Source organism: Streptosporangium sp. NBC_01810 (genome assembly GCF_035917355.1).
In the GTDB taxonomy this organism is placed as follows: Bacteria; Actinomycetota; Actinomycetes; order Streptosporangiales; family Streptosporangiaceae; genus Streptosporangium.
On sequence record NZ_CP109070.1, the window covers coordinates 7,976,960 to 7,995,851 of the forward strand.

Below are 18,892 nucleotides of genomic sequence, written 5' to 3' on the forward strand. Positions count from 1 at the left end.
GGGCGCCACCGGTATGGTCGCGCCCCCTTCAATGCTGGTACTGCTAGTTCGGGCGACGATTTCCTCGCTGCGGGCCGCGCACCGGCGGGCGCCGGCGGCTCTGCACGCGCTCAGAGGCCGCCGAGGGGGCGATCTCGTCGTCGTCCGACGCCAGGTCCGGAGACTTGAAGATCACCGCGAACGGGCTCGGCGGAATGATCTTCTCGGGCTGCGGCAGGGGCGTGTAGATCTCCGCCGGAGGTTCGTCGTCCCAGCGCTCGGCCATGGTGTCGTCCTCCTCGGCCGTGAACTCCGCCACTGGCTCCTCGCCCCAGGAGGGGGCCTCGGCCACCTGCTCGCGCCTGGCACGGCGCTGCCTGCGGACCGGCTCGTCCGTCGCGGAATCGGTGTGAGCCGGAGACTCGGACTTCCCGACGAGGCTCACCTCGGGGTTCAGCCCGGCCCTGCGGGTCCGGCCCCGGCGGGGCGCGGCCTCGGCGGCGTGCTGGTCGTCATGGATGTCCTTGCGGGGTGCCACGTCCGTCTCCACCTCGGCGATCTCGACGACAGGGGGCTCAGCGGGCTGGATTCCCTCGGCCGTGGCCGGCGCGGGGGTCTCCTCGCCGGTACGGCCGCCGCGAGTACGGCGGCGCTCACGGGATGTGCGCGCCGGGCGCTCGCGACGCTCCTCACGATCGTCCTCGCGCCCCTTGCGGGGGGAGCGGGAGCGGATTCGCCCGGTCTCGCCGAGATCCTCGACCTCCTCGGCGGCCAGGCCGGCCCGGGACCGGTTGGCGCGCGGCAGCACGCCCTTGGTGCCCTCGGGGATGCCCAGGTCGCTGAAGACGTGCGGGGAGGTCGAGTAGGTCTCGACCGGCTCGGGGAAGGCGAGCGAGAGCGCGTTGTTGATGACCTTCCAGCGAGTGAGGTCCTCCCACTCGACGAAGGTCACCGCGACGCCCGTCTTGCCGGCCCGGCCGGTGCGGCCGATCCGGTGGACGTACGCCTTCTCGTCCTGCGGGCAGTCGTAGTTGACGACGTGGGTGACGTCGTCGACGTCGATGCCGCGCGCCGCGACGTCCGTCGCGACCAGCACGTCGATCTTGCCGTTGCGGAAGGCGCGCAGGGCCTGCTCTCGCTGGCCCTGGCCGAGGTCGCCGTGGACGGCCGCGGCGGCGAAGCCGCGCTCCTTGAGCTGCTCGACGACCATGTCGCAGGCGCGCTTGGTCTCGCAGAAGATCATCGTGAGCCCGCGGCCCTCGCACTGCAGCAGGCGGCCGACGATCTCGATCTTGTCCATCCGGTGCGTGCGCCAGACGAACTGGGTCGTCTGCGGGGTCGCCTCGGCCTCGGCGTCGTTGTTCTCGGCCCGCACGTGGGTGGGGCGGGTGAGGTAACGCCTGGACAGGGCGACGATCTCGCCCGGCAGGGTCGCGGAGAACAGCATCGTCTGCCGCTCCGCGGGGATGAGCTTGATGATGCGCTCGATGTCGGGCAGGAAGCCCAGGTCGAGCATCCGGTCGGCCTCGTCGAGGACGAGTGTCCCGATCTGGCTGAGGTCGAGGTGCTTCTGCTTGACCAGGTCGAGCAGGCGGCCCGGGGTGCCGACGATGACGTCGACGCCCTGCTTGAGCGCCTCGATCTGAGGTTCGTAGGCGCGCCCGCCGTACACGGTGAGAATCCGCGAACCGAGCTTTCCGGCCGCCGTCACGAGGTCCTCGGTGACCTGGACGGCGAGCTCACGGGTCGGTACGACGACCAGCCCGCGGGGCTTCTTGCGGTTCTTCCTCGGCTTGCCGACACGTTGCAGCATCGCCACGCCGAAGGCGTAGGTCTTGCCGGTGCCGGTGCGCGCCTGGCCGATGATGTCCTGGCCGGCTAGGGCCAGGGGGAGTGCCATTTCCTGGATCGGGAACGGCGTGATGATGCCCTCGGTCTCAAGGGCATCGGCGATCTCTGGGGTGACTCCGAGGTCTCGGAACGTCGTCAGCTTGGCCTGCCTAAATCTCCGTTGAAGGCAGGCCCGCCGGGACCACGGGCAGAAAACGTGTTCCCCGTGCCGAGTCCTCGCGGAAGGTCCAGCCCTCGTCATGTCATCAGCGACCGCTGCGGCGTCACGCCGACTTTTGGGGGCGTCCGGGAGTGGATATCCCGGATTAACACGGTGCGGTCGCACTTTCACAGAGCAGTGTACTCGATACCACAACGGAGAACCGATTTCTTTGTATTCCCGGTGAATCGAGAGGTCGGTCAGCTCGTAGGCTGCGTCCATGAGTGATTCCCCTCCCGGTGTCTGTGACCTGCTCGGTGTTCTCGCCTACGCCGAGCTGACGGCGTTCCTCAGGCTCGCCGAGGACGCCACCCGGTATGCCCCCTCGCTGACCGATCGGGCGGCCCTCGGTGGCCTCGCGGCGGTCGAGTACGCGCATTTCGAACTGCTCCGCGACCGGCTCGCCGCCCTCGGGACCGATCCTGAGGAGGCGATGGCGCCCTTCGTCGGGCCGCTGGACGACTGGCACGCCCAGACCGCTCCCGGAGACTGGCTGGAGGCTCTGGTGAAGGCGTACGTGGGTACGGGGATCGCGCTCGACTTCTACCGCGAGGCGGCCATCGGCATGGACGACGAGACGCGGGACCTCGTCGAGGAGGTCCTCGCGGACGAGGAAAGGTCCCGGTTCGCCGTGGAGAGGGTCGGCGCGGCGCTGCAGGAGGACCCCACGCAGGCGGGGAGACTGGCACTGTGGGCCAGGCGGCTGGTCGGGGAGGCGCTGAGCCAGGGACAGCATGTGGCCGCGGCCAGGCCGGAACTCGCGACGCTGCTGGCGGAGGCGGCCGGGGAGGACATCGGCCGGATGTTCGCCCGGCTGACCGAGAAACACGGCAACCGGATGATCGCTCTGGGGCTGTGAGCCGCTGCCCCCCGCGCCCCTGGCATGGGGGCCGGGATGGTCGTTCGGGGGATGTTCCCGGCTCCCGGAGCGGCCCTGGGCCTGTTCGCCGGGGGGCGGAGCAGGAGAACCGGTCCGCGGATCGAGGCGCGTGGGACGCCGAACAGCGGTAGCGTGCGAGACATGAGGGCCTCGCGCCGCTATGGCAGTTCCTTGACGAGATGTGGGCCGAACCGCTGGACATCGCGTCCCGTGCTACGCAGAGGAGGCGCGGGGTGTCCGGCCGTCGGCCGGGGCCGGGAGCATCTTCGCCGGGTCAGACGTCCGCGCTGCTGCGGGTTCGGCGAGCGGGACGAGTGCCCGGGCACATGGGGGAACGAGCGTTTCTGAGCCCGGCGAGACGGGTGCCGGGGGTCCGGGGCGCCCCACATCGGATTCTCCGCAAGAGATGATCACTCGACGCCCGTGCTCGCGCCGGATCCGCGGACCGCGCCATGCCGGCGGGGGACGACGATCCGGCGCGAGCCTCGGAATCCGTTAGAGCGTGCCGCCGAAGCCGACGGGACGCGCCGCCTCCTCGCCGATCTCGATGAAGCCGAGTGACGCGACCGGGACGATGATCTTCCGGCCGTTGACGTCGGTGAGGGTGAAGACACCGCTGCCGGATGTGAGGGCGGCACCGATCTCGCTCTCGACCTGGTCGGCCGTGAGGTCGGTCTCCACTACGAGTTCACGGTGCACGGAACGTACGCCGATCTTGATTTCCATCGTGCTCCCTTTCGATGAGGGTTGCTCGTCCCATGGTCGCCCCATCGAAGGTCCGACGCGCCGGTTGATCGCGCCAAGCGAACAGATGTCCTGGGGCCGGCGGGGCCGGCGGGGCCGCGGGACGTTCTCAGTGGTCGGCGACGGTGCGGGGGAAACCGGAGATGCCGCGCCACGACAGGCGCGCGATGAGCTGGGTGGCCGCGTCCTTGGGAATGGAGCCGTTGCTACTGATCCAGTAACGTGCGCTGACCTCGGCCATGCCGACCAGCCCGACGCCCAGCAGGCGTGCCTCGTCGCTGGAGCAGCCGGTGTCCTCCTGGATGACCTGGCTGATCATCTCGGCGCTCTCACGGAGGTTGCGCTCCATGCGCTGGCGGACCGGGGCGGCGTTACGCAGATCCGACTCGAACACCAGCCGGAAGGCCTCGCCCTGGCTGGAGACGAAGTCGAAGAACGCGCCGATGGCGGCCTGGACACGCTGCTTGTTGTCCGTGGTGGAGGCGAGGGCGTCGCGGCAGCGAGTGATCAGGTCGTCCACATGCAGGTCGAGCAGGGCCAGATAGAGCTCCTGCTTGCCTGGGAAGTGCTGGTAGAGGACCGGCTTGCTGACCCCGGCACGCTCGGCGATCTCGTCCATCGCGGCCGCGTGGTAGCCGTTCTCCACGAAGACCTCCTGCGCCGCGCTGAGCAGCTGGCGGCGGCGGGCTGTCCGGGGCAGCCGGGTGCCCCGGGGCTTGGCATCCGGGGTAGCGGTCACGTGGTCTCCTTGGGTGAAACTCCTGGTGTCTGGGGCCATCCTACGCGCGGGTAACAGGGGTCAGCGATAATCGTCCTCATCGAGCTCGATCGTGCGTCGCTGCTCGAAGATGTCGGCGGGATTCGCCTCCATGGGGACGGTATCGGGCCACTCCTGATCCTCCTCGCGCGCGGTCCGGTCCTGCTCGGCGGCGTCCGCGGGGTCGACCTCCGCCTCCGCGGAGAGGTCGGGGGACAAGACGGAGCCGCCCTCGCGCGCCGACTGACGCTGCTCGGCGGCGTCGGCCTCGGGCGTCTCGATCGGGATCTCCTCGGACGGGTCGTCGACCGTTTTCCCGTGCTTGCCGGCGCCGTGCACGTTCATGTCTGACATCCCCTGTCGTCATCCGGGCTTCGGCACGTTTCCTGTCCTGGCCCGGTTCCTGCAAACGTCGGACATCGCCCAGCGTACGACCTCGGATGCCGCGCGCTGAGAAAGGCACGGCATCGGATTGCCCATGGCGGTACCTGCCGCATTGGCGATGCTTTACATCTGTCCGGCGATTTTTAGAACATGTGTGCGATAGTTGGCCGGAGGTGTCGGGCCCGGTGGGTCGCGTCGGCATTGAGGTGACCGGGGGCGGGCGCCGCTCGACCGACATTCGAGGGAGAGGGTTGGCGGAGGGGCGGGGGATTTGGCAGAGGGGCGGGGGATGTCGCAGCGGGGCCCGCGGTTTGAAAACCGCGGGCCCCGCCGGTAATTCCTGAGAAATGAGAACTCGCACTGTATATGAGAGCCAGGAGCTTAGGCACTTCTCCTCAAGCTCCGGTATTTGCCGTCCGACCGCTTTTTCTCGGTGAGAAGCCGTGATCGTGGCGAATGCGGGATCCTGTCTCTCCGTCACGGTTTCGGAGCCACTGGAAATCGCGGATCCGGCCGTATGTGGTTTCGGCCTCTGGTCGTGCCGCGCCCCGCCCGGGGCGCGCGGCCCTGGTCAGGAGACTAGGAGACCGGGGGGGCGGCAAGGTCGTTGTTGCCACCGTTGCCGCCACCGTTGCCGTCGCGGCCGTCGCGGCGGCGCTCCTCGCGGAGGGGCTCGAAGCGGTCCTGGCGGTTGTCGTTCCTCAGGTGGTTGCGGTTGTTGTTGTGGTTGTTGATGATCAGCCTGAACCGCCGGTGGCTGTGACGGCGGTGGCAGCCGCCACCGCAGCCGCCGCCCCAGGTCGGGAAGGCGACGGAGGTGACCGTGGTGGTCATCGCGCTGGCGCTGGTGACGGTGGTCGCTGCGCCCATGCCGACGACTCCGCCGGTCAGCGCCGTGCTGATCGCGAGCCCTACGAGGACACCCTTGAACTTGGGCATTGCGTTTCCCCCTTGAAAGGATCGGTTGCCCCGATTTTCTGCATTTCCTGGGTTGGTAGGAAATTGCCGGAGATAGCCGGTGATGAGCCATCCCTGGTTGTCATAGTTTCCTGGCATCTCTGCTGATAAACAGAGATCGAAGGCTTTTGCTCTCTCCTTAGATATTTATCATCGATGTTGAACTCTTATTGATTGATTTCAAATGAAATGTTCTTAATGTCGCATTTGTGCTTTGTGGGGGAGGGGTGTCGAGGTGAGGGGTGTTGGGGAGGGGGTGGGGAAGGTGATGTGCCGGGGGGCCGGGTGCATGGGCGAGGGCCTCGCGGTTCGAAAACCGCGAGGCCCCGCTGTAATTCCTGAGAAATGAGAACTCGCACTGTGTTGGGAGTCAGGGTCTTGGGGATTTCTCCTCAAGTTCCCGTTTCCGCTGTTCGATCGCTTTTTCTCGGTGAGAAGTGGTGATCGTGGCGAATATGGGGTCCTGTCGCTCCGTTACGGTTCCGAAGCCGCTCGACATCGCGGATTCGGCCGTGGGTGGCCTCGTGTTCCGACCGTGCCGCGCCCCGGTCGGGGGTGCGACCTCGGTCCGGTGACCGGGAGGCCTGCTATTACCTGCCGTCGCGCTCGGCGAGAACGGGCACGAGGCGGTCGTTGCGGTTGAAGTTGTCCAGGTGGTTGTCGTTGTTGTTGCGGTTGTTGATGATCAGCCTGAAGCGGTGGCGGCTGTAACGGTGGTGCGAGCTGCGGCAGCAGCAGCCGCAGCCACGCCTGCAGCTGCCGCCGCCGCAGGTCGGGAAGGCGGCGGCGGTGATCGTGGTGGTCGTCGCGCTGGCGCTGGTGACGGTGGTCGCCGCGCCCATGCCGACGACTCCGCCGGTCAGCGCCGTGCTGATCGCGAGCCCTGCGAGGACACCCTTGAACTTGGGCATTGCGTTTCCCCCTTGAAAGGATCGGTTGCCCCGATTTTCGGCATTTACCGGATTGGTCGGAAAAGCCGGAGATGATCGGTGATGAGTCATCCCTGGTTGTCATGGTTTCCTGGTATCTCTTCCGACAAACAGAGATCGAAGGCTTTTGCCCTCTTCTTATCTCCTTATGGTTGATGTCGAACTCTTATTAGTTGTTTTAAAGTGAGATGTTCTTAATGTCGTATTTGTGCTTTGTGTGGGGGGGAGGGCGCCGGGGCGTTGTCGAGGGGAGGGGCGGAGTGCGGTGGGGGGAATCCTCGCCGGCTTTCTGGGGGTCCTGCCGGGGTCGTCTCCGAGGTGTCCTGCTGTCGAATCCGGTGAGCGTGGGTGGATGCCGTGGGGGCCGTTCTCGTGCGTCGGTGTCGAGGTGAGGGGTGTTGGGGAGGGGGTGGGGAAGGTGATGTGCCGGGGGGCCGGGTGCATGGGCGAGGGCCTCGCGGTTCGAAAACCGCGAGGCCCCGCTGTAATTCCTGAGAAATGAGAACTCGCACTGTGTTGGGAGTCAGGGTCTTGGGGATTTCTCCTCAAGTTCCCGTTTCCGCTGTTCGATCGCTTTTTCTCGGTGAGAAGTGGTGATCGTGGCGAATATGGGGTCCTGTCGCTCCGTTACGGTTCCGAAGCCGCTCGACATCGCGGATTCGGCCGTGGGTGGCCTCATGTTCTGGCCGTGCCGCGCCCCGGTCGGGGGTGCGACCTCGGTCCGGTGACCGGGAGGCCTGCTACTCCCTGCCGTCGCGCTCGGCGAGAACGGGCACGAGGCGGTCGTTGCGGTTGAAGTTGTCCAGGCGGTTGTTGTTGTTGTTGTGGTTGTTGATGATCAGCCTGAAGCGGTGGTGGCTACGACGGTGGTGGTGCGAGCGGCTGCAACCGCAGCCGCGACCGCAGCCGCCGCCCCAGGTCGGGAAGGCGGCGCCGGTGATCGTGGTGGTCGTCGCGCTGGCGCTGGTGACGGTGGTCGCCGCGCCCATGCCGACGACTCCGCCGGTCAGCGCCGTGCTGATCGCGAGCCCTGCGAGGACACCCTTGAACTTGGGCATTGCGTTTCCCCCTTGAAAGGATCGGTTGCCCCGATTTTCGGCATTTACCGAATCGATCGAGAATTACCGGAGATGGCCAGTGGTGAGCCATCCCTGGTTGTCATGATTTCCTCGCATGTCTGCCGATAAACAGAGATCAAAGCCTTTTGCCCTCTCCTTATCTATTTGTGGCCGATCTTGGATACTTAGCGGCTGCTTTCGGGTTAAATGTCTTTAATGTCGCATTTGTTCTTTGAAGTACAGGGCATTGAAGGAGGCATCTAGCTAATGGTGATAAAGCGTGTAATAAAAAGACATCTGGCGAAAATAGGCTTATGTGCCTTTTGTGGTACCCGGGGGCCGTCGTCCGGCGTGTCGCGAGGCGAACTATCGTGGAAGGGCGGAGGGGCGACAGGAGGTACGAGTGGTGCACAAACCGATCCCCAGCTGGCAGGGCGAGATGATCGACCTCGGCGATCAGCGAATCCATGTGCGGTCGACGCCGCCAGGCCCCGCGGAGACCGCCGTCTATGTGCACGGCCTCGCGGGCTCCGCGACCAACTGGACAGACCTGATGGGTGAGTTGTCCGACGTGGTGACCGGCCACGCCGTCGACCTGCCAGGGGCCGGATACTCGCCCGAGCCGCCCGGCGGCGACTACTCCGTCGACGCCTACGTCCGGACCGTCACCGCCCTGATAGAGCAGGTCTCACGAGCCCCCGTACACCTGTTCGGCAACTCCCTGGGCGGAGCCGTCTCCGTGCGGGTCGCCGCCACCCGCCCCGACCTGGTCCGCTCGCTCACCCTGATCTCACCGGCCCTGCCCGATCTGCTGCCCAGGTACGGTCCCGCGCGGGTGGCGCTGTCCACCGTGCCCAGGCTCGGCGAGTGGGCGGCGAGCCGGCTGAGCCTCCTGCCCGCCGAGCGCAGACTCGGTGCCACGCTCGCCATGTGTTACGCCGATGTGGGGAGGATTCACCCGGAGCGGCTCAAGGAGGCGATCGAGGAGCTGCGCCGCAGGGACGGTCTCCCGTACGCGGGGGCGGCACTGATCAACTCGGCGCGCGGCATCGTCGCCGAGTACTTCCGGCGCGGCGAGACGAACCTGTGGCGGCAGGCGGCCCAGGTGACCGCGCCCACACTGGTCGTGCACGGCCGCCACGACCGGCTCGTCAACCCTCGGATGGCGGCCCGGGCCGGCCGGACGTTCCCGCAGGTGAGGCTGGTGCTGCTGCCCGACGCCGGGCATGTGGCCCAGATGGAGTTCCCCGGCAGGGTGGCCCGCGAGGCCAGGATCCTGATAGGTGAGACGGTCCTCACTCCGGTTGGGGAATGACCAGGGCACCAGGTTAGGTTGTGAGTGGAGCGTGCTGCGCTAGCCGTATCGTCAAGACCCCCTGAAACGGGAGCAGAACTGTGTCGTTGCCACCGCTGGTAGAGCCGGCAGCCGAGTTGACCGTCGACGAGGTGCGCCGTTACTCGCGTCACCTGATCATCCCGGACGTGGGCATGGCCGGGCAGAAGCGCCTGAAGAACGCGAAGGTGCTCTGTGTGGGCGCGGGCGGCCTGGGTTCCCCGGGGCTGCTCTACCTCGCCGCCGCGGGAGTGGGCACGCTCGGCATCATCGACTTCGACGTGGTCGACGAGTCCAACCTGCAGCGGCAGGTCATCCACGGCCAGTCCGACATCGGCCGTCCCAAGGCGGAGAGCGCCGCGGACAGCGTCAGGGAGATCAACCCCCTGGTCAACGTGATCGTCCACAACGAGGCGCTCACCACCGACAACGTGATGGAGATCTTCGCCGGCTACGACCTGATCGTGGACGGCACGGACAACTTCGCCACCCGCTACATGGTCAACGACGCGGCGGTCCTCCTCGGCAAGCCGTATGTCTGGGGCTCCATCTACCGCTTCGACGGTCAGGCCAGCGTCTTCTGGGCCGAGCACGGCCCCTGCTACCGCTGCCTCTACCCCGAGCCCCCGCCGCCCGGCATGGTCCCCTCGTGCGCCGAGGGCGGCGTGCTCGGCGTGCTGTGCGCGTCGATCGGCTCCATCCAGGTCAACGAGGCCATCAAGCTCCTCGCGGGCATCGGTGAGCCGCTGGTCGGCCGTCTGATGATCTACGACGCCCTGGAGATGAACTACCGCTCGGTCAAGGTCCGCAAGGACCCCGAGTGCGTGCTCTGCGGCAAGAATCCGACGGTCACCCAGCTCCTGGAGGACTACGAGGCGTTCTGCGGCGCGGTCTCCGAGGAGGCCCAGGAGGCCGTCTCCGGCTCTACGATCACCGCGGCCGATCTCAAGTCCATGCAGGACGCGGACGAGAACATCTACGTGATCGACGTTCGCGAGCCGAACGAGTACGAGATCGTGTCCATCCCCGGTGCCGTGCTCATCCCCAAGGGCGAGTTCCTCAACGGGTCCGCGCTGGAGAGGCTCCCGCAGGACAAGAAGATCGTCCTGCACTGCAAGTCCGGTGCCCGTTCCGCCGAGGTTCTGGCGGTCGTCAAGAGCGCCGGCTTCTACGACGCCGTCCACGTGGGCGGTGGCGTGCTCAGCTGGATCAAGACCGTCGACCCGAGCCTGCCGACCTACTGACCGACCCGGCGGGGTTTTCACGGCACGCGCCCCGTGGAGCACGCGCTCCACGGGGCGCTCGCTGTTCCCCTGCCGTTCGGGCGGCACTCGCGCCGCCGCCACATGTGCTTTCCATGCCGACGGATATGGACGGAACGGCGGATGCCACCCGCCTCACCGCATTAAGGTCGAGAGCGTGAACGAAGTCCCACGTCAGCGACGGCATTCATGGCCGACGCTGGTCGTGGCATCGGCGCTGACGCTGTTCTGCGCGGTCGTGGCCGGGGTGGCGACCAGCGCCGCCGGGGCGGAGCTCACCCGGGGGCCGACCCAGGCGGAGCTCGATCGGGCAGCCCTCGACGAGGTGGCCCGGCGCTGGCAGGCGTGGCCCGCCGGACGGGTCTTCCCCAAGACGGTCCGTTACGCCGCGGAGCAGGGGGGCGAGGAAAAAGCGCAGAGGGTGGGCATCTCGCCGGAGACCCGCTGTGACGACGCGGTCGACGCCAAGCTGCGCAAGGCGCTGCGGCAGGCCGGCTGCCTGGGCATCCTGCGCGCCACCTACATCGACGCGCTCCAGGGGGTCGTCGTCACCATCGGGGTCGCGGCCTTCGCCGACGAGATCGGCGCCACCAGGGCCAAGGCGGCGCTGCCCAGAGGGGGCCGGCCCCTGCCGGGTCTGAGGGCGCTGGCCTTCCCCGGCACCGTCGCGGACCGGTTCGTCTCCGCCGGGCGCCAGGCCGGCCTCGTCCGGCAGGCGGGCACGTACGTGGTGATGGCCACGGTCGGCCAGACAGACGGCCGGCCCGCCAGTGCGGTCGGCGAGCAGCGGCCCACCCTGTTCGCGTTCACCGGCGACATCGCCGACCGGATCCTTGCCGGCCTGTCCAGGCCCGCTCGCCCCGACTGTGCCTCCGCGGAGTGGCGATGCTGACCATGCCGAGGCGTCTTTCCGCCGCCTGCGGGGCGCTCGCGGCGACAACGCTGGTGGGACTGGCGGGGTTGGCGGGACTGACGGGGCTGACGGCACTGGCCCCGGCCGCGCGGGCCGACGACGTCAGAGACAGCCAGCGGGATGTGCTGCGGACCCTCGGCCTGCCCGCCGCCTGGCGGGTCTCGGAAGGGGAGGGCGTGACCGTGGCCGTGCTCGACTCAGGGGTGGACGGCGACCATCGCGACCTGGCCGGATCGGTGATCGAGGGCAAGGACTTCACCGCCGGGGCCAACCCGCGAGGTGTGCAACCCCTCCGGCTGCACGGAACGTACATGGCGTCGCTGATCGCCGGGCACGGTCACGGGCCGGGCGGGGCAGACGGGGTGATCGGCGTCGCGCCCCGCGCGAAGGTGCTGTCGGTGCGGGTCATCCTGGAGGACGAGGAGCCCGGTTTCCGAGAGTTCAACACCGCCGAGCGCTACGAGAACGTGGTGGCCAGGGGCATCCGGTACGCGGTGGACCACGGTGCCGACGTGATCAACATGTCGATCTCCAAGGAGCTGGCGACCAAGGAGGAGCGGTCGGCGATCCGCTATGCGATCTCCAAGGGGGTCGTGCTCGTCGCGGCGGCGGGCAACGCCGGTGCCGAGGAGCCCGACGCCGGCGGCAACGCCCCCTACTCCTACCCGGCGGCCTTCCCGGGGGTGGTCTCGGTCGCCGCGACGGACCAGGGGCTGCGCCGGGCCTCGTTCTCCAACCGGAACCCCTCGGTCCTGGTGGCCGCGCCGGGGGTGGACATCCTCGGGGCAGGCCCCGGTGACGAGTACTGGGTCGGTCGCGGCACCTCGCAGGCGACCGCCCTGGTATCGGGCGTCGCCGCCCTCATTAAGGCGAAATATCCAGAAATATCGCCCGTGCTGGTTGTCCAGGCGATCACTGCGGGAGCCACCCGGCGGCCCAACGGCGGCTACGACACCGGTATGGGCTTCGGCGTCGTCAACGCCACCCGGGCACTCGCCGCGGCCGCCAGGATCTCCCGGCACACCCTCACCGCCGAGGGGGCCGGCGGACACGACCCCGCCCGTCCGCTGGGCCTGGCGGTCGAGCCGGTGCGGGTCGTCCACCGTGACCGGCACAGGATCAACCTGTACGGCGGGGTGGCCGTGGTCGCGGGTCTCGGCGCGGTCGCCTGCCTGGTCACGATCGCCGTGTCCGTCGGCCGCCCACGCTCACCGGTGACCTACGAGGAACCCGTGCCCGACCCGGTCGCCGCGCCCTGGCCGTGAGCACCGGGGGCGGCCCCGGTAGCGGTCGGGGCCCGGAGTCGGGCTTGGAGCCGGAGCCGGGCTTGGTGCCGCGAAAATACACGCCGCTGATGAGGCGGAGAGGGCATGCGACGTAGCATCGGAGTATGTCGCAGTCAGGGCGGTCCCGGGAGCCGGAGCGGCGTCCGGGAACCCCGGCCTCCCGCGCTCGCGGCGGCTGGCCACCATCCGGCTCCCGGGTGAGCGGTGCCGGGGGCGGCGGGACCAGGCGGACGCCCGCGTCGGGCGCCACGCCCAGGCGATACCGTGTGCGCGCCTGGCCGGCGGCGGGCCGCGACCGCGCGATGGTCCAGCGTGCCGAACTGGCGACCCTGGAACAGGGCATCCGCTTCCGTACGATCTTTCTGATCCTGGTGGGCACGATCCTCGCCATCTCCGCCACCAACGTGCTGACCGGCACGGTCGGGCTGCTGCGCGAGACGAGTTCGCGCCCGCTCACCGCCGCCGAGCAGGCCCGCTACATCTCCGACGACATCGCCAGACGCTGGTACACCTGGACCGCGGACCTGGTCTTCCCCATCGAGTTGCAGTACATCGGCCTCGGGAGGGTCCAGCAGTACGCCCGCAGGGTCGGCCTCGCCCCCGAGGTGGCCTGCGCGGCCGGTACCGACGCGCAGGTGGGGTCGGTGCTCACCCGGTACGGCTGCCGCACGCTGCTGCGGGCCACCTACGTCGACCAGACGTCCACGTTCGTCTTCACCGTGGGCATCGCCGTGCTCGACGACGAGGAGCGGCGGCTCGCCGCCTCCGCGCAACTGGCCGTGGACGACAGGGTGGGGGTGCGTCCCGTGGCCTTCCCCGGCACGGCGACCGAGCTGTTCGGGGCGGCCCAGCGCCAGCGTAACGCCTGGGGCGGCGTCGGCCCCTACATCGTCTTCTCCACCGCCGGCTACGCCGACGGCCGCACCCGCCAGGCGGTCGCCCCCGAGGAGATCCTGCACAGCGAGCTGTGGCCCGCGGCCCAGGCGGTCGCCGGGCGCATCGCCAGGGCCCTCGGTGACGAGCCGAGCGCCGTGCCCCAGTGCACTCAGGGGAACGTGTGCTGAGGCTACGGCTGTGGGCGGCAGGAGCGCTGTTCGCGACCTCGATGGCGGCCCCGCTGCCGGTCTCCGCTGCCGTGTCCGCCGCTGCCGTGTCCGCCACCGCCGTGCCCGTCGCCGTGTCTGCCGCCGTGCCCGTCGCCGTGTCCGCCACCGCCGTGCCCGTCGCCGTGTCTGCCGCCGTGCCCGTCGCCGTGTCCGCCACCGCCGTGCCCGCCGCTCCCGTACTGGCCGCGCCGCCGGAGGGCACCGCCGACGTGCGCGAGGACCAGCGCTGGGTGCTGGAGATGCTGCGCGCGCAGGAGGCATGGAAGGTCACCAGGGGCTCGGGCGTCACCGTGGCCCTGGTCGACAGCGGTGTGGACGACCAGGTGGCCGAGTTGCGCGGGCGGGTGATCTCCGGACCCGACATGGGATCTGTCAAGTTCGACCGGAACTCCCCGGACGCCGGACGGCACGGCACCGCCATGGCCTCGCTCATCGCCGGGGCGGGCAACGGCGAGGAAGGCCTTCTCGGGATCGCACCCGAGGCCAGGATCCTCTCGCTGCCGCTGATCGTCGAAGAGCGGCCCGAGGACGGTTCCGCGCTGTCCCAGGAGGATCTGCGCTCGCGCGGCGACAGCCCGCTGGCCCGTGCGATCCGCTACGCCGCCGACAACGGGGCCAAGGTCATCAGCATGTCGCTGGGTGCCTACGGGCCGCACAGGAGCGAGCGGGAGGCGGTCTCCTACGCGCTGTCCAGGGGCGTGGTGCTCGTCGCCGCCGTGGGCAACGACGGAGACTCCCAGTACGCCATGGACAACTCCACCTCCTTCTGGAACTTCCCCGCCGGATACTCCGGGGTCATCGGCGTGGGCGCGGTGGACAGGCTGGGCAGGCCGGCGAGGTTCAGCAGTGACAATCTGTCGGTCCTGGTTTCGGCGCCCGGTGTCGGGGTGCCGGTGGTCGTCCCCGGCGGAAAGTACGGATCCTCTGAGGGGACCAGTTCGGCGACCGCGCTGGTGGCCGGAGTCGCCGCACTAATAAAAGCGAAATATCCGAATATGGCGCCGCAGATGGTGGCGCAGGCTCTGGTCTCCACAGCTGTAGCCGGTCCCGACGCCGGCTACGACGACCACGTCGGCTACGACGACCACGTCGGGTTCGGCGTCGTCGACGCCGCCGCGGCGCTCGCCAGAGCGGATCGGCTCGTGGCGGGTGCGGTGGAGATCCCGGTCCCGGAGGGCAAGCACTTCGGCGTCGGCATCCCGCACGTGGAGTCCGGTAGACCGGGCCCCGATCCCCTGAAACTCTGGCTGTACGGAGTGGGCCTTGTCGGCGGCCTGCTGGCGTTCGTGGCGGCCGTGGTGATGCTCGGCCGGCAGCCGGACAGGAGCGGACCGGTAGCGGCCGATGCCGAAACGACCAGGCGTGGGAGATCCCGGAGATAAGCGCAGTTTGAAGTCAATTAGAACGCGTTTAGGACACCGTTCGGATGCGGTAGCCCGAATGTCTGGATTTACACTCCGAGAAACCTGGAAGGTTCGCTATTCTCCCGCGTCATGGGGTACGAGTTGCGCGTGGAGCGCCCTGCGCCTCTCGCCTTCGCGGAACTCGCGACTGTGCTGGGGCAGGCGGGGTTCGAGTTCAGAGGATCGCAGGAGTCAGGGGAGGTCCTGGCCCGCCACAACGGCGCGGTTCATGCCATAGCGCTATGGAACGGCCGGTTGTCCGGCGCCCCCGGATCGGACTGGCAGGTGGCCCAGCTGGCACGCGTGTCCGCTCTGCTGGGAGCGCGGCTGGTCGGTGAGGACGGCGAGTCCTACGCGATCCGCGGCGGTCTGGTCGAGCAGCTGAACGGCTCGGTGGCCTACGAGTTCGGCAAGCTCGATGAGATCCTCACGGCCGGGCCGACCGTATGGAGCCAGTAGGCCATCCCACCCCGTACGCCGAGCGGGTGCTGGACCTGGTCGAGCGCATTCCGCCCGGCATGGTGATGTCCTACGGCGACATCGCCGAGTACCTCGGCGAGGGGGGCCCACGCCAGGTCGGCAGGGTGATGTCCACCTGGGGCGGGGGCGTGCCCTGGTGGCGCGTCGTGCATGCCGACGGCACCCCGCCACCCGGCCACGAGCAGCGATGCCTGGTGAACTGGCGCGAGGAGGGGACTCCGCTCAGGGGCGCCCGAGTCGATATACAGGAGGCCAGATGGGACGGAAACCCGTAGATCACAAAAGCCTGTAAATCCTACAGACCCGTAAATCGCAGCGTAACCGGGCCTGCTGTGGCGCACTACCATGGCCTAGGACAGCGCTCTGTCCGAAAGGCGGTGCTTTCCCCATGGCCATCGGTGCCACTCCCGCGCGAGCCGGCGGCGACCCTGTCGTTGATCGCCTTCGGGTCGTCCAGGATCTCTGCGACCGGGGAGAACCCCTCGAATCGATCATGGCTGAGGTGCTGGCCGACGGGCTGAAACCGGATGAGCGTCGCCGGTTCGACGCCGACGCGCTGGCCGGGCCGCTGGGTTCCCGGCTGGACATCGTGACCAAGCGGGGCGCCGCACGGCGCCGCGAGTTCGTCACGCTCCTGAAGCCGTATGTGACCGGTGTCGACGCGAGGGTCAAGCGAGACCTGCCGGTCGCCCGCAGGATCGCCTTTCATCTGATCGAGCACCGCGAGATCGACGACCTCGCCGACGGCGAAGCGCTGCAGAAGCTCGTGGCCGCCGCCGCGGAGCCGTCCAGGCGCGTCCGCAAGAAACTCCGCTGGTACGCGGACCTGCCGCTCCAGGACGAGCTGCCCGAGGCCCTGTTCCGGCTGCGGGCGGCGGACCTCATCCCGATGACCCAGATCGAGGACGTCTCCTGGTCCGGCGGGCGGCTGCACGTCAGCGGCCACGCCTATCTGGCCGGGTTGTCGGTGCGTAGTCGCCGATTCAACAGGGCCACGGTGGTGCTGCGCGGCCCGCGCTGGCTGCCGCCGGTGCGGCTGCGCACCCGGAGGGTCTTCCACCCCGAGGCGACCCACGGCGCGGAAGAGGCCGGCTGCAACTACGACTGGTCCGGTTTCACCGCCGAGCTGGGCCCGTGGTCGCTGCGCTGGCGTTCCGCGGTGCGGGCCGTCGTACGCGGCGGCAAGCGGCTGCTGCGCCACCGCGCCACGGTGCAGGACACCACCACCTGGCGCGCCGAGATCGTGATCTGGAGCAGGGGCGCCCGCGCCGGCGGCCTGCTGCGCGGCCCCTCCACCGGCCGTACCGAGCGCCCATCGGGGCTCGACCTCGGTGGGGGCTGGTGGATCCGCCCCGTCTGGACCTCCGACCGGGCACTCCAGGTGGTGCTGCAGCCCACCAGGGCCGAACTGACCGGCGTGAAGCTGGACGGCGAGCGGCTGGAGGTCCAGGTCTTCCTGCCGGGCAAGGAGGCGAGCAGGGGCCACGCCCGGCTGGACGGTCACCGGATCGCCGCGGACTTCACACCCGTAGACGGCGGCACCGCGGTCGTCGTGCCGCTCGCCGTGGCCTCCCTGCTGGAGGAACGCGACGGCGGCCGTCTCTGGATCGAGCCCAAGGGCGACCCGGCGGCCTCCGTCATGATCGGCAAGGCGGAGGAGAGCCGTACGGTCGTCGGGGACCGTGAGATCACCGTGCTGCGTGACCGGCGTGACCGGGTGAGCGTCTCCGCGCACCGGATCCGCCCGGTCGTCACCGCCGCGACCTGGGACGAGCAGGGTGCGCTCACCCTGGAGGGCTCCTACCCGGGCTCCGGCGCGGCCGAGCTGACCCTCAAGCACCGCAGCGGGCTGATCCACGCCGTCCCCCTGGAGCGGGAGGGCTCCCGTTTCACGGTGCGGATCGCGGCCGCCGCGATGCCCCGTTTCGGGGACACGGTCCCGCTGGGCAGCGGCACCTGGAGCATGGCGGTCCGCGACCCGGCCGGCCAGATCGTCCCGTTCCGCGTCGACCACGCCATTCTCGACGGGCTGGACGAGGACACGAAGATCCGCGACGGCCGTGAATACCGCCTGATCTCCACCCGCTTCGACATTCCGGTGCTGTCCGTCGCCGAGCACCGCCCCGACGACGAGAAGGGCGCCGGCGGCCTGTACGCGCTGCGCCGCGGCTTCTACCCCGCGGAGCGGACCCGCGAGCTGAACGACGCGGTCGTCTACGTCGCCTACGACGGACGGCAGTACGAGGGCAACGTCCGCGCGATCTACGAGGAGCGCGTGCGGCGCGGCGACGCCGGAGAGCACGTCTGGGTGGTCAAGGACGGCGCGTTCAGGCCTCCGGGCCCCGCGGAGCTCGGCTTCGGCGAGGGTGAGGGGCCGACCGTGGTGCGCGCGGGCAGCCGCGAGCACTACGCGGTGCTGGCCCGCTCGCGGTACGTGGTGACCAACGGCTTCCTGCCGCCGTGGTTCCGGGCGCGAGAGGACCAGACGGTCGTGCAGACCTGGCACGGCACCCCGGTCAAGCGCCTGGGCAACGATCTGCCGCACATGTCCCGTGACCCCAGGCCGCCGGCCTGGCACCGGCAGGCGGTCGAGGTGCGCGGCTGGGACCTGCTGGTCTCCCAGAGTCCCTGGGCGACCCGGGTACTGCGCAAGGCGTTCGGCTACCAGGGCGAGGTCCTGGAGAGCGGCAACCCGCGCAACGACGTGCTGGTGGCCCCCGACCGTGACGAGATGGCGGCGCGGGTGCGCGCCGGGCTCGGCATCGCCGAGGGCGCCAAGGTGGTGCTCTACGCGCCGACCTACCGCGACTACGACCGCAAGAACGCCTCGATCCGCCTGGACCTGGCCGAGGCGCACCGGGTGCTCGGCCCCGGCCACGAGTTCCTGATCAGGGCGCACTCGATGCAGGCGGCGCCCAACGTGCCCGTCGGCCTCGGACGCGACGTCACGACATATCCCGATATTACGGATCTGCTGCTGATCGCGGACGTGCTGATCACGGACTACTCGTCGGTCATGTTCGACTTCGCGGCGACCGGCAGGCCGATGCTCTTCTTCACGCACGACCTGCAGCGCTACTCGTCCAAGCGGGGCATGTACCTCGACCTGGCCGCCGAGGCCCCCGGACCGCTGCTCTCCAGCGGGGCGGAGGTCATCAAGGCACTGCGGTCGATCGACGAGGTGGCCGTCGCCCACGCCGAGCGGTACGACCTCTTCCAGCGCACCTACGCGCCCCGCGACGACGGCAAGGCCACGGCCCGGCTCGTCGACCACGTCTTTCCCTCCTGAGCGGTTCCCTGGGGCGACCGTGAGCGGTTCCCTGGGGCGGGCGCTGAGCGGTTCCCTGGGGCGACCGTGAGCGGTTCCCAGG

At 69.2% G+C, this 18,892-nt stretch carries 17 protein-coding genes; 10 read left to right on the forward strand and 7 right to left on the reverse strand.

All coding sequences use genetic code 11. From position 1 onward, the window contains the following. Nucleotides 1-43: 43 nt before the first annotated feature. Nucleotides 44-1,879, reverse strand: coding sequence for a DEAD/DEAH box helicase (locus OIE13_RS36150; RefSeq protein WP_326644518.1), 1,836 nt, complete (start codon nt 1,877-1,879; stop codon nt 44-46). Nucleotides 1,880-2,249: 370 nt separating this feature from the next. Here OIE13_RS36150 and OIE13_RS36155 point away from each other — a divergent pair, with 370 nt between their 5' ends. Next, nucleotides 2,250-2,888 (forward strand): ferritin-like fold-containing protein, encoded by a 639-nt coding sequence (locus OIE13_RS36155; protein ID WP_326644516.1) that lies wholly within the window; start codon nt 2,250-2,252, stop codon nt 2,886-2,888. A 516-nt stretch (nt 2,889-3,404) separates the two neighbouring features. Here OIE13_RS36155 and OIE13_RS36160 read toward each other — a convergent pair. From OIE13_RS36160 to OIE13_RS36185, 6 genes are all read right to left on the reverse strand, one after another. After that, entirely contained in the window at nt 3,405-3,635 is a 231-nt protein-coding gene (locus OIE13_RS36160) for a DUF3107 domain-containing protein (protein WP_326644514.1), read from the reverse strand. A 127-nt stretch (nt 3,636-3,762) separates the two neighbouring features. Then, nucleotides 3,763-4,392 (reverse strand): TetR/AcrR family transcriptional regulator, encoded by a 630-nt coding sequence (locus tag OIE13_RS36165; RefSeq protein WP_326644512.1) that lies wholly within the window; start codon nt 4,390-4,392, stop codon nt 3,763-3,765. Nucleotides 4,393-4,452: 60 nt separating this feature from the next. Beyond that, nucleotides 4,453-4,755, reverse strand: a complete 303-nt coding sequence (locus tag OIE13_RS36170) for a hypothetical protein (RefSeq protein ID WP_326644510.1) — start codon at nt 4,753-4,755, stop codon at nt 4,453-4,455. A 618-nt stretch (nt 4,756-5,373) separates the two neighbouring features. Beyond that, entirely contained in the window at nt 5,374-5,733 is a 360-nt protein-coding gene (locus OIE13_RS36175) for a hypothetical protein (RefSeq protein ID WP_326829356.1), read from the reverse strand. 608 nt (nt 5,734-6,341) lie between these two features. After that, entirely contained in the window at nt 6,342-6,662 is a 321-nt protein-coding gene (locus OIE13_RS36180) for a hypothetical protein (RefSeq protein ID WP_326829357.1), read from the reverse strand. Between the two features lie 758 nt (nt 6,663-7,420). After that, complete coding sequence (locus OIE13_RS36185) at nt 7,421-7,738, reverse strand: hypothetical protein (RefSeq protein WP_326644504.1); 318 nt, start codon at nt 7,736-7,738, stop codon at nt 7,421-7,423. Between the two features lie 406 nt (nt 7,739-8,144). Between OIE13_RS36185 and OIE13_RS36190 the strand changes: the two genes are divergently transcribed. The 9 genes from OIE13_RS36190 (at nt 8,145) to OIE13_RS36230 (ending at nt 18,810) form a co-directional block, all read left to right on the forward strand. Then, complete coding sequence (locus OIE13_RS36190; RefSeq protein ID WP_326829358.1) at nt 8,145-9,053, forward strand: alpha/beta fold hydrolase; 909 nt, start codon at nt 8,145-8,147, stop codon at nt 9,051-9,053. Nucleotides 9,054-9,133: 80 nt separating this feature from the next. Then, nucleotides 9,134-10,315 carry an adenylyltransferase/sulfurtransferase MoeZ gene (gene moeZ / locus OIE13_RS36195; RefSeq protein WP_326644500.1) on the forward strand — a complete coding sequence of 394 codons (1,182 nt, stop codon included), beginning with the start codon at nt 9,134-9,136 and terminating at the stop codon, nt 10,313-10,315. Between the two features lie 175 nt (nt 10,316-10,490). Then, nucleotides 10,491-11,225 (forward strand): hypothetical protein, encoded by a 735-nt coding sequence (locus OIE13_RS36200; RefSeq protein ID WP_326644498.1) that lies wholly within the window; start codon nt 10,491-10,493, stop codon nt 11,223-11,225. Further along, nucleotides 11,219-12,511 (forward strand): S8 family serine peptidase, encoded by a 1,293-nt coding sequence (locus OIE13_RS36205; protein ID WP_326644496.1) that lies wholly within the window; start codon nt 11,219-11,221, stop codon nt 12,509-12,511. The genes OIE13_RS36200 and OIE13_RS36205 overlap by 7 nt, the downstream gene beginning before the upstream one ends. A 287-nt stretch (nt 12,512-12,798) precedes the next feature. Next, nucleotides 12,799-13,596 (forward strand): hypothetical protein, encoded by a 798-nt coding sequence (locus OIE13_RS36210; protein ID WP_326644494.1) that lies wholly within the window; start codon nt 12,799-12,801, stop codon nt 13,594-13,596. After that, nucleotides 13,590-15,020: a S8 family peptidase gene (locus tag OIE13_RS36215; protein ID WP_326644493.1), complete on the forward strand. Its 1,431-nt coding sequence runs from the start codon at nt 13,590-13,592 to the stop codon at nt 15,018-15,020. The genes OIE13_RS36210 and OIE13_RS36215 overlap by 7 nt, the downstream gene beginning before the upstream one ends. 111 nt (nt 15,021-15,131) lie before the next feature. Beyond that, the gene (locus OIE13_RS36220) at nt 15,132-15,500 is read left to right on the forward strand and encodes a hypothetical protein (RefSeq protein WP_326644492.1); all 369 of its coding nucleotides are present in this window, start codon (nt 15,132-15,134) and stop codon (nt 15,498-15,500) included. Then, a complete protein-coding gene (locus tag OIE13_RS36225) occupies nt 15,488-15,796 on the forward strand; it encodes an MGMT family protein (protein WP_326644490.1) in 309 nt (102 codons plus the stop codon). The genes OIE13_RS36220 and OIE13_RS36225 overlap by 13 nt, the downstream gene beginning before the upstream one ends. A gap of 218 nt (nt 15,797-16,014) precedes the next feature. After that, nucleotides 16,015-18,810, forward strand: coding sequence for a CDP-glycerol glycerophosphotransferase family protein (locus OIE13_RS36230; protein ID WP_326644488.1), 2,796 nt, complete (start codon nt 16,015-16,017; stop codon nt 18,808-18,810). Nucleotides 18,811-18,892: the final 82 nt, after the last annotated feature.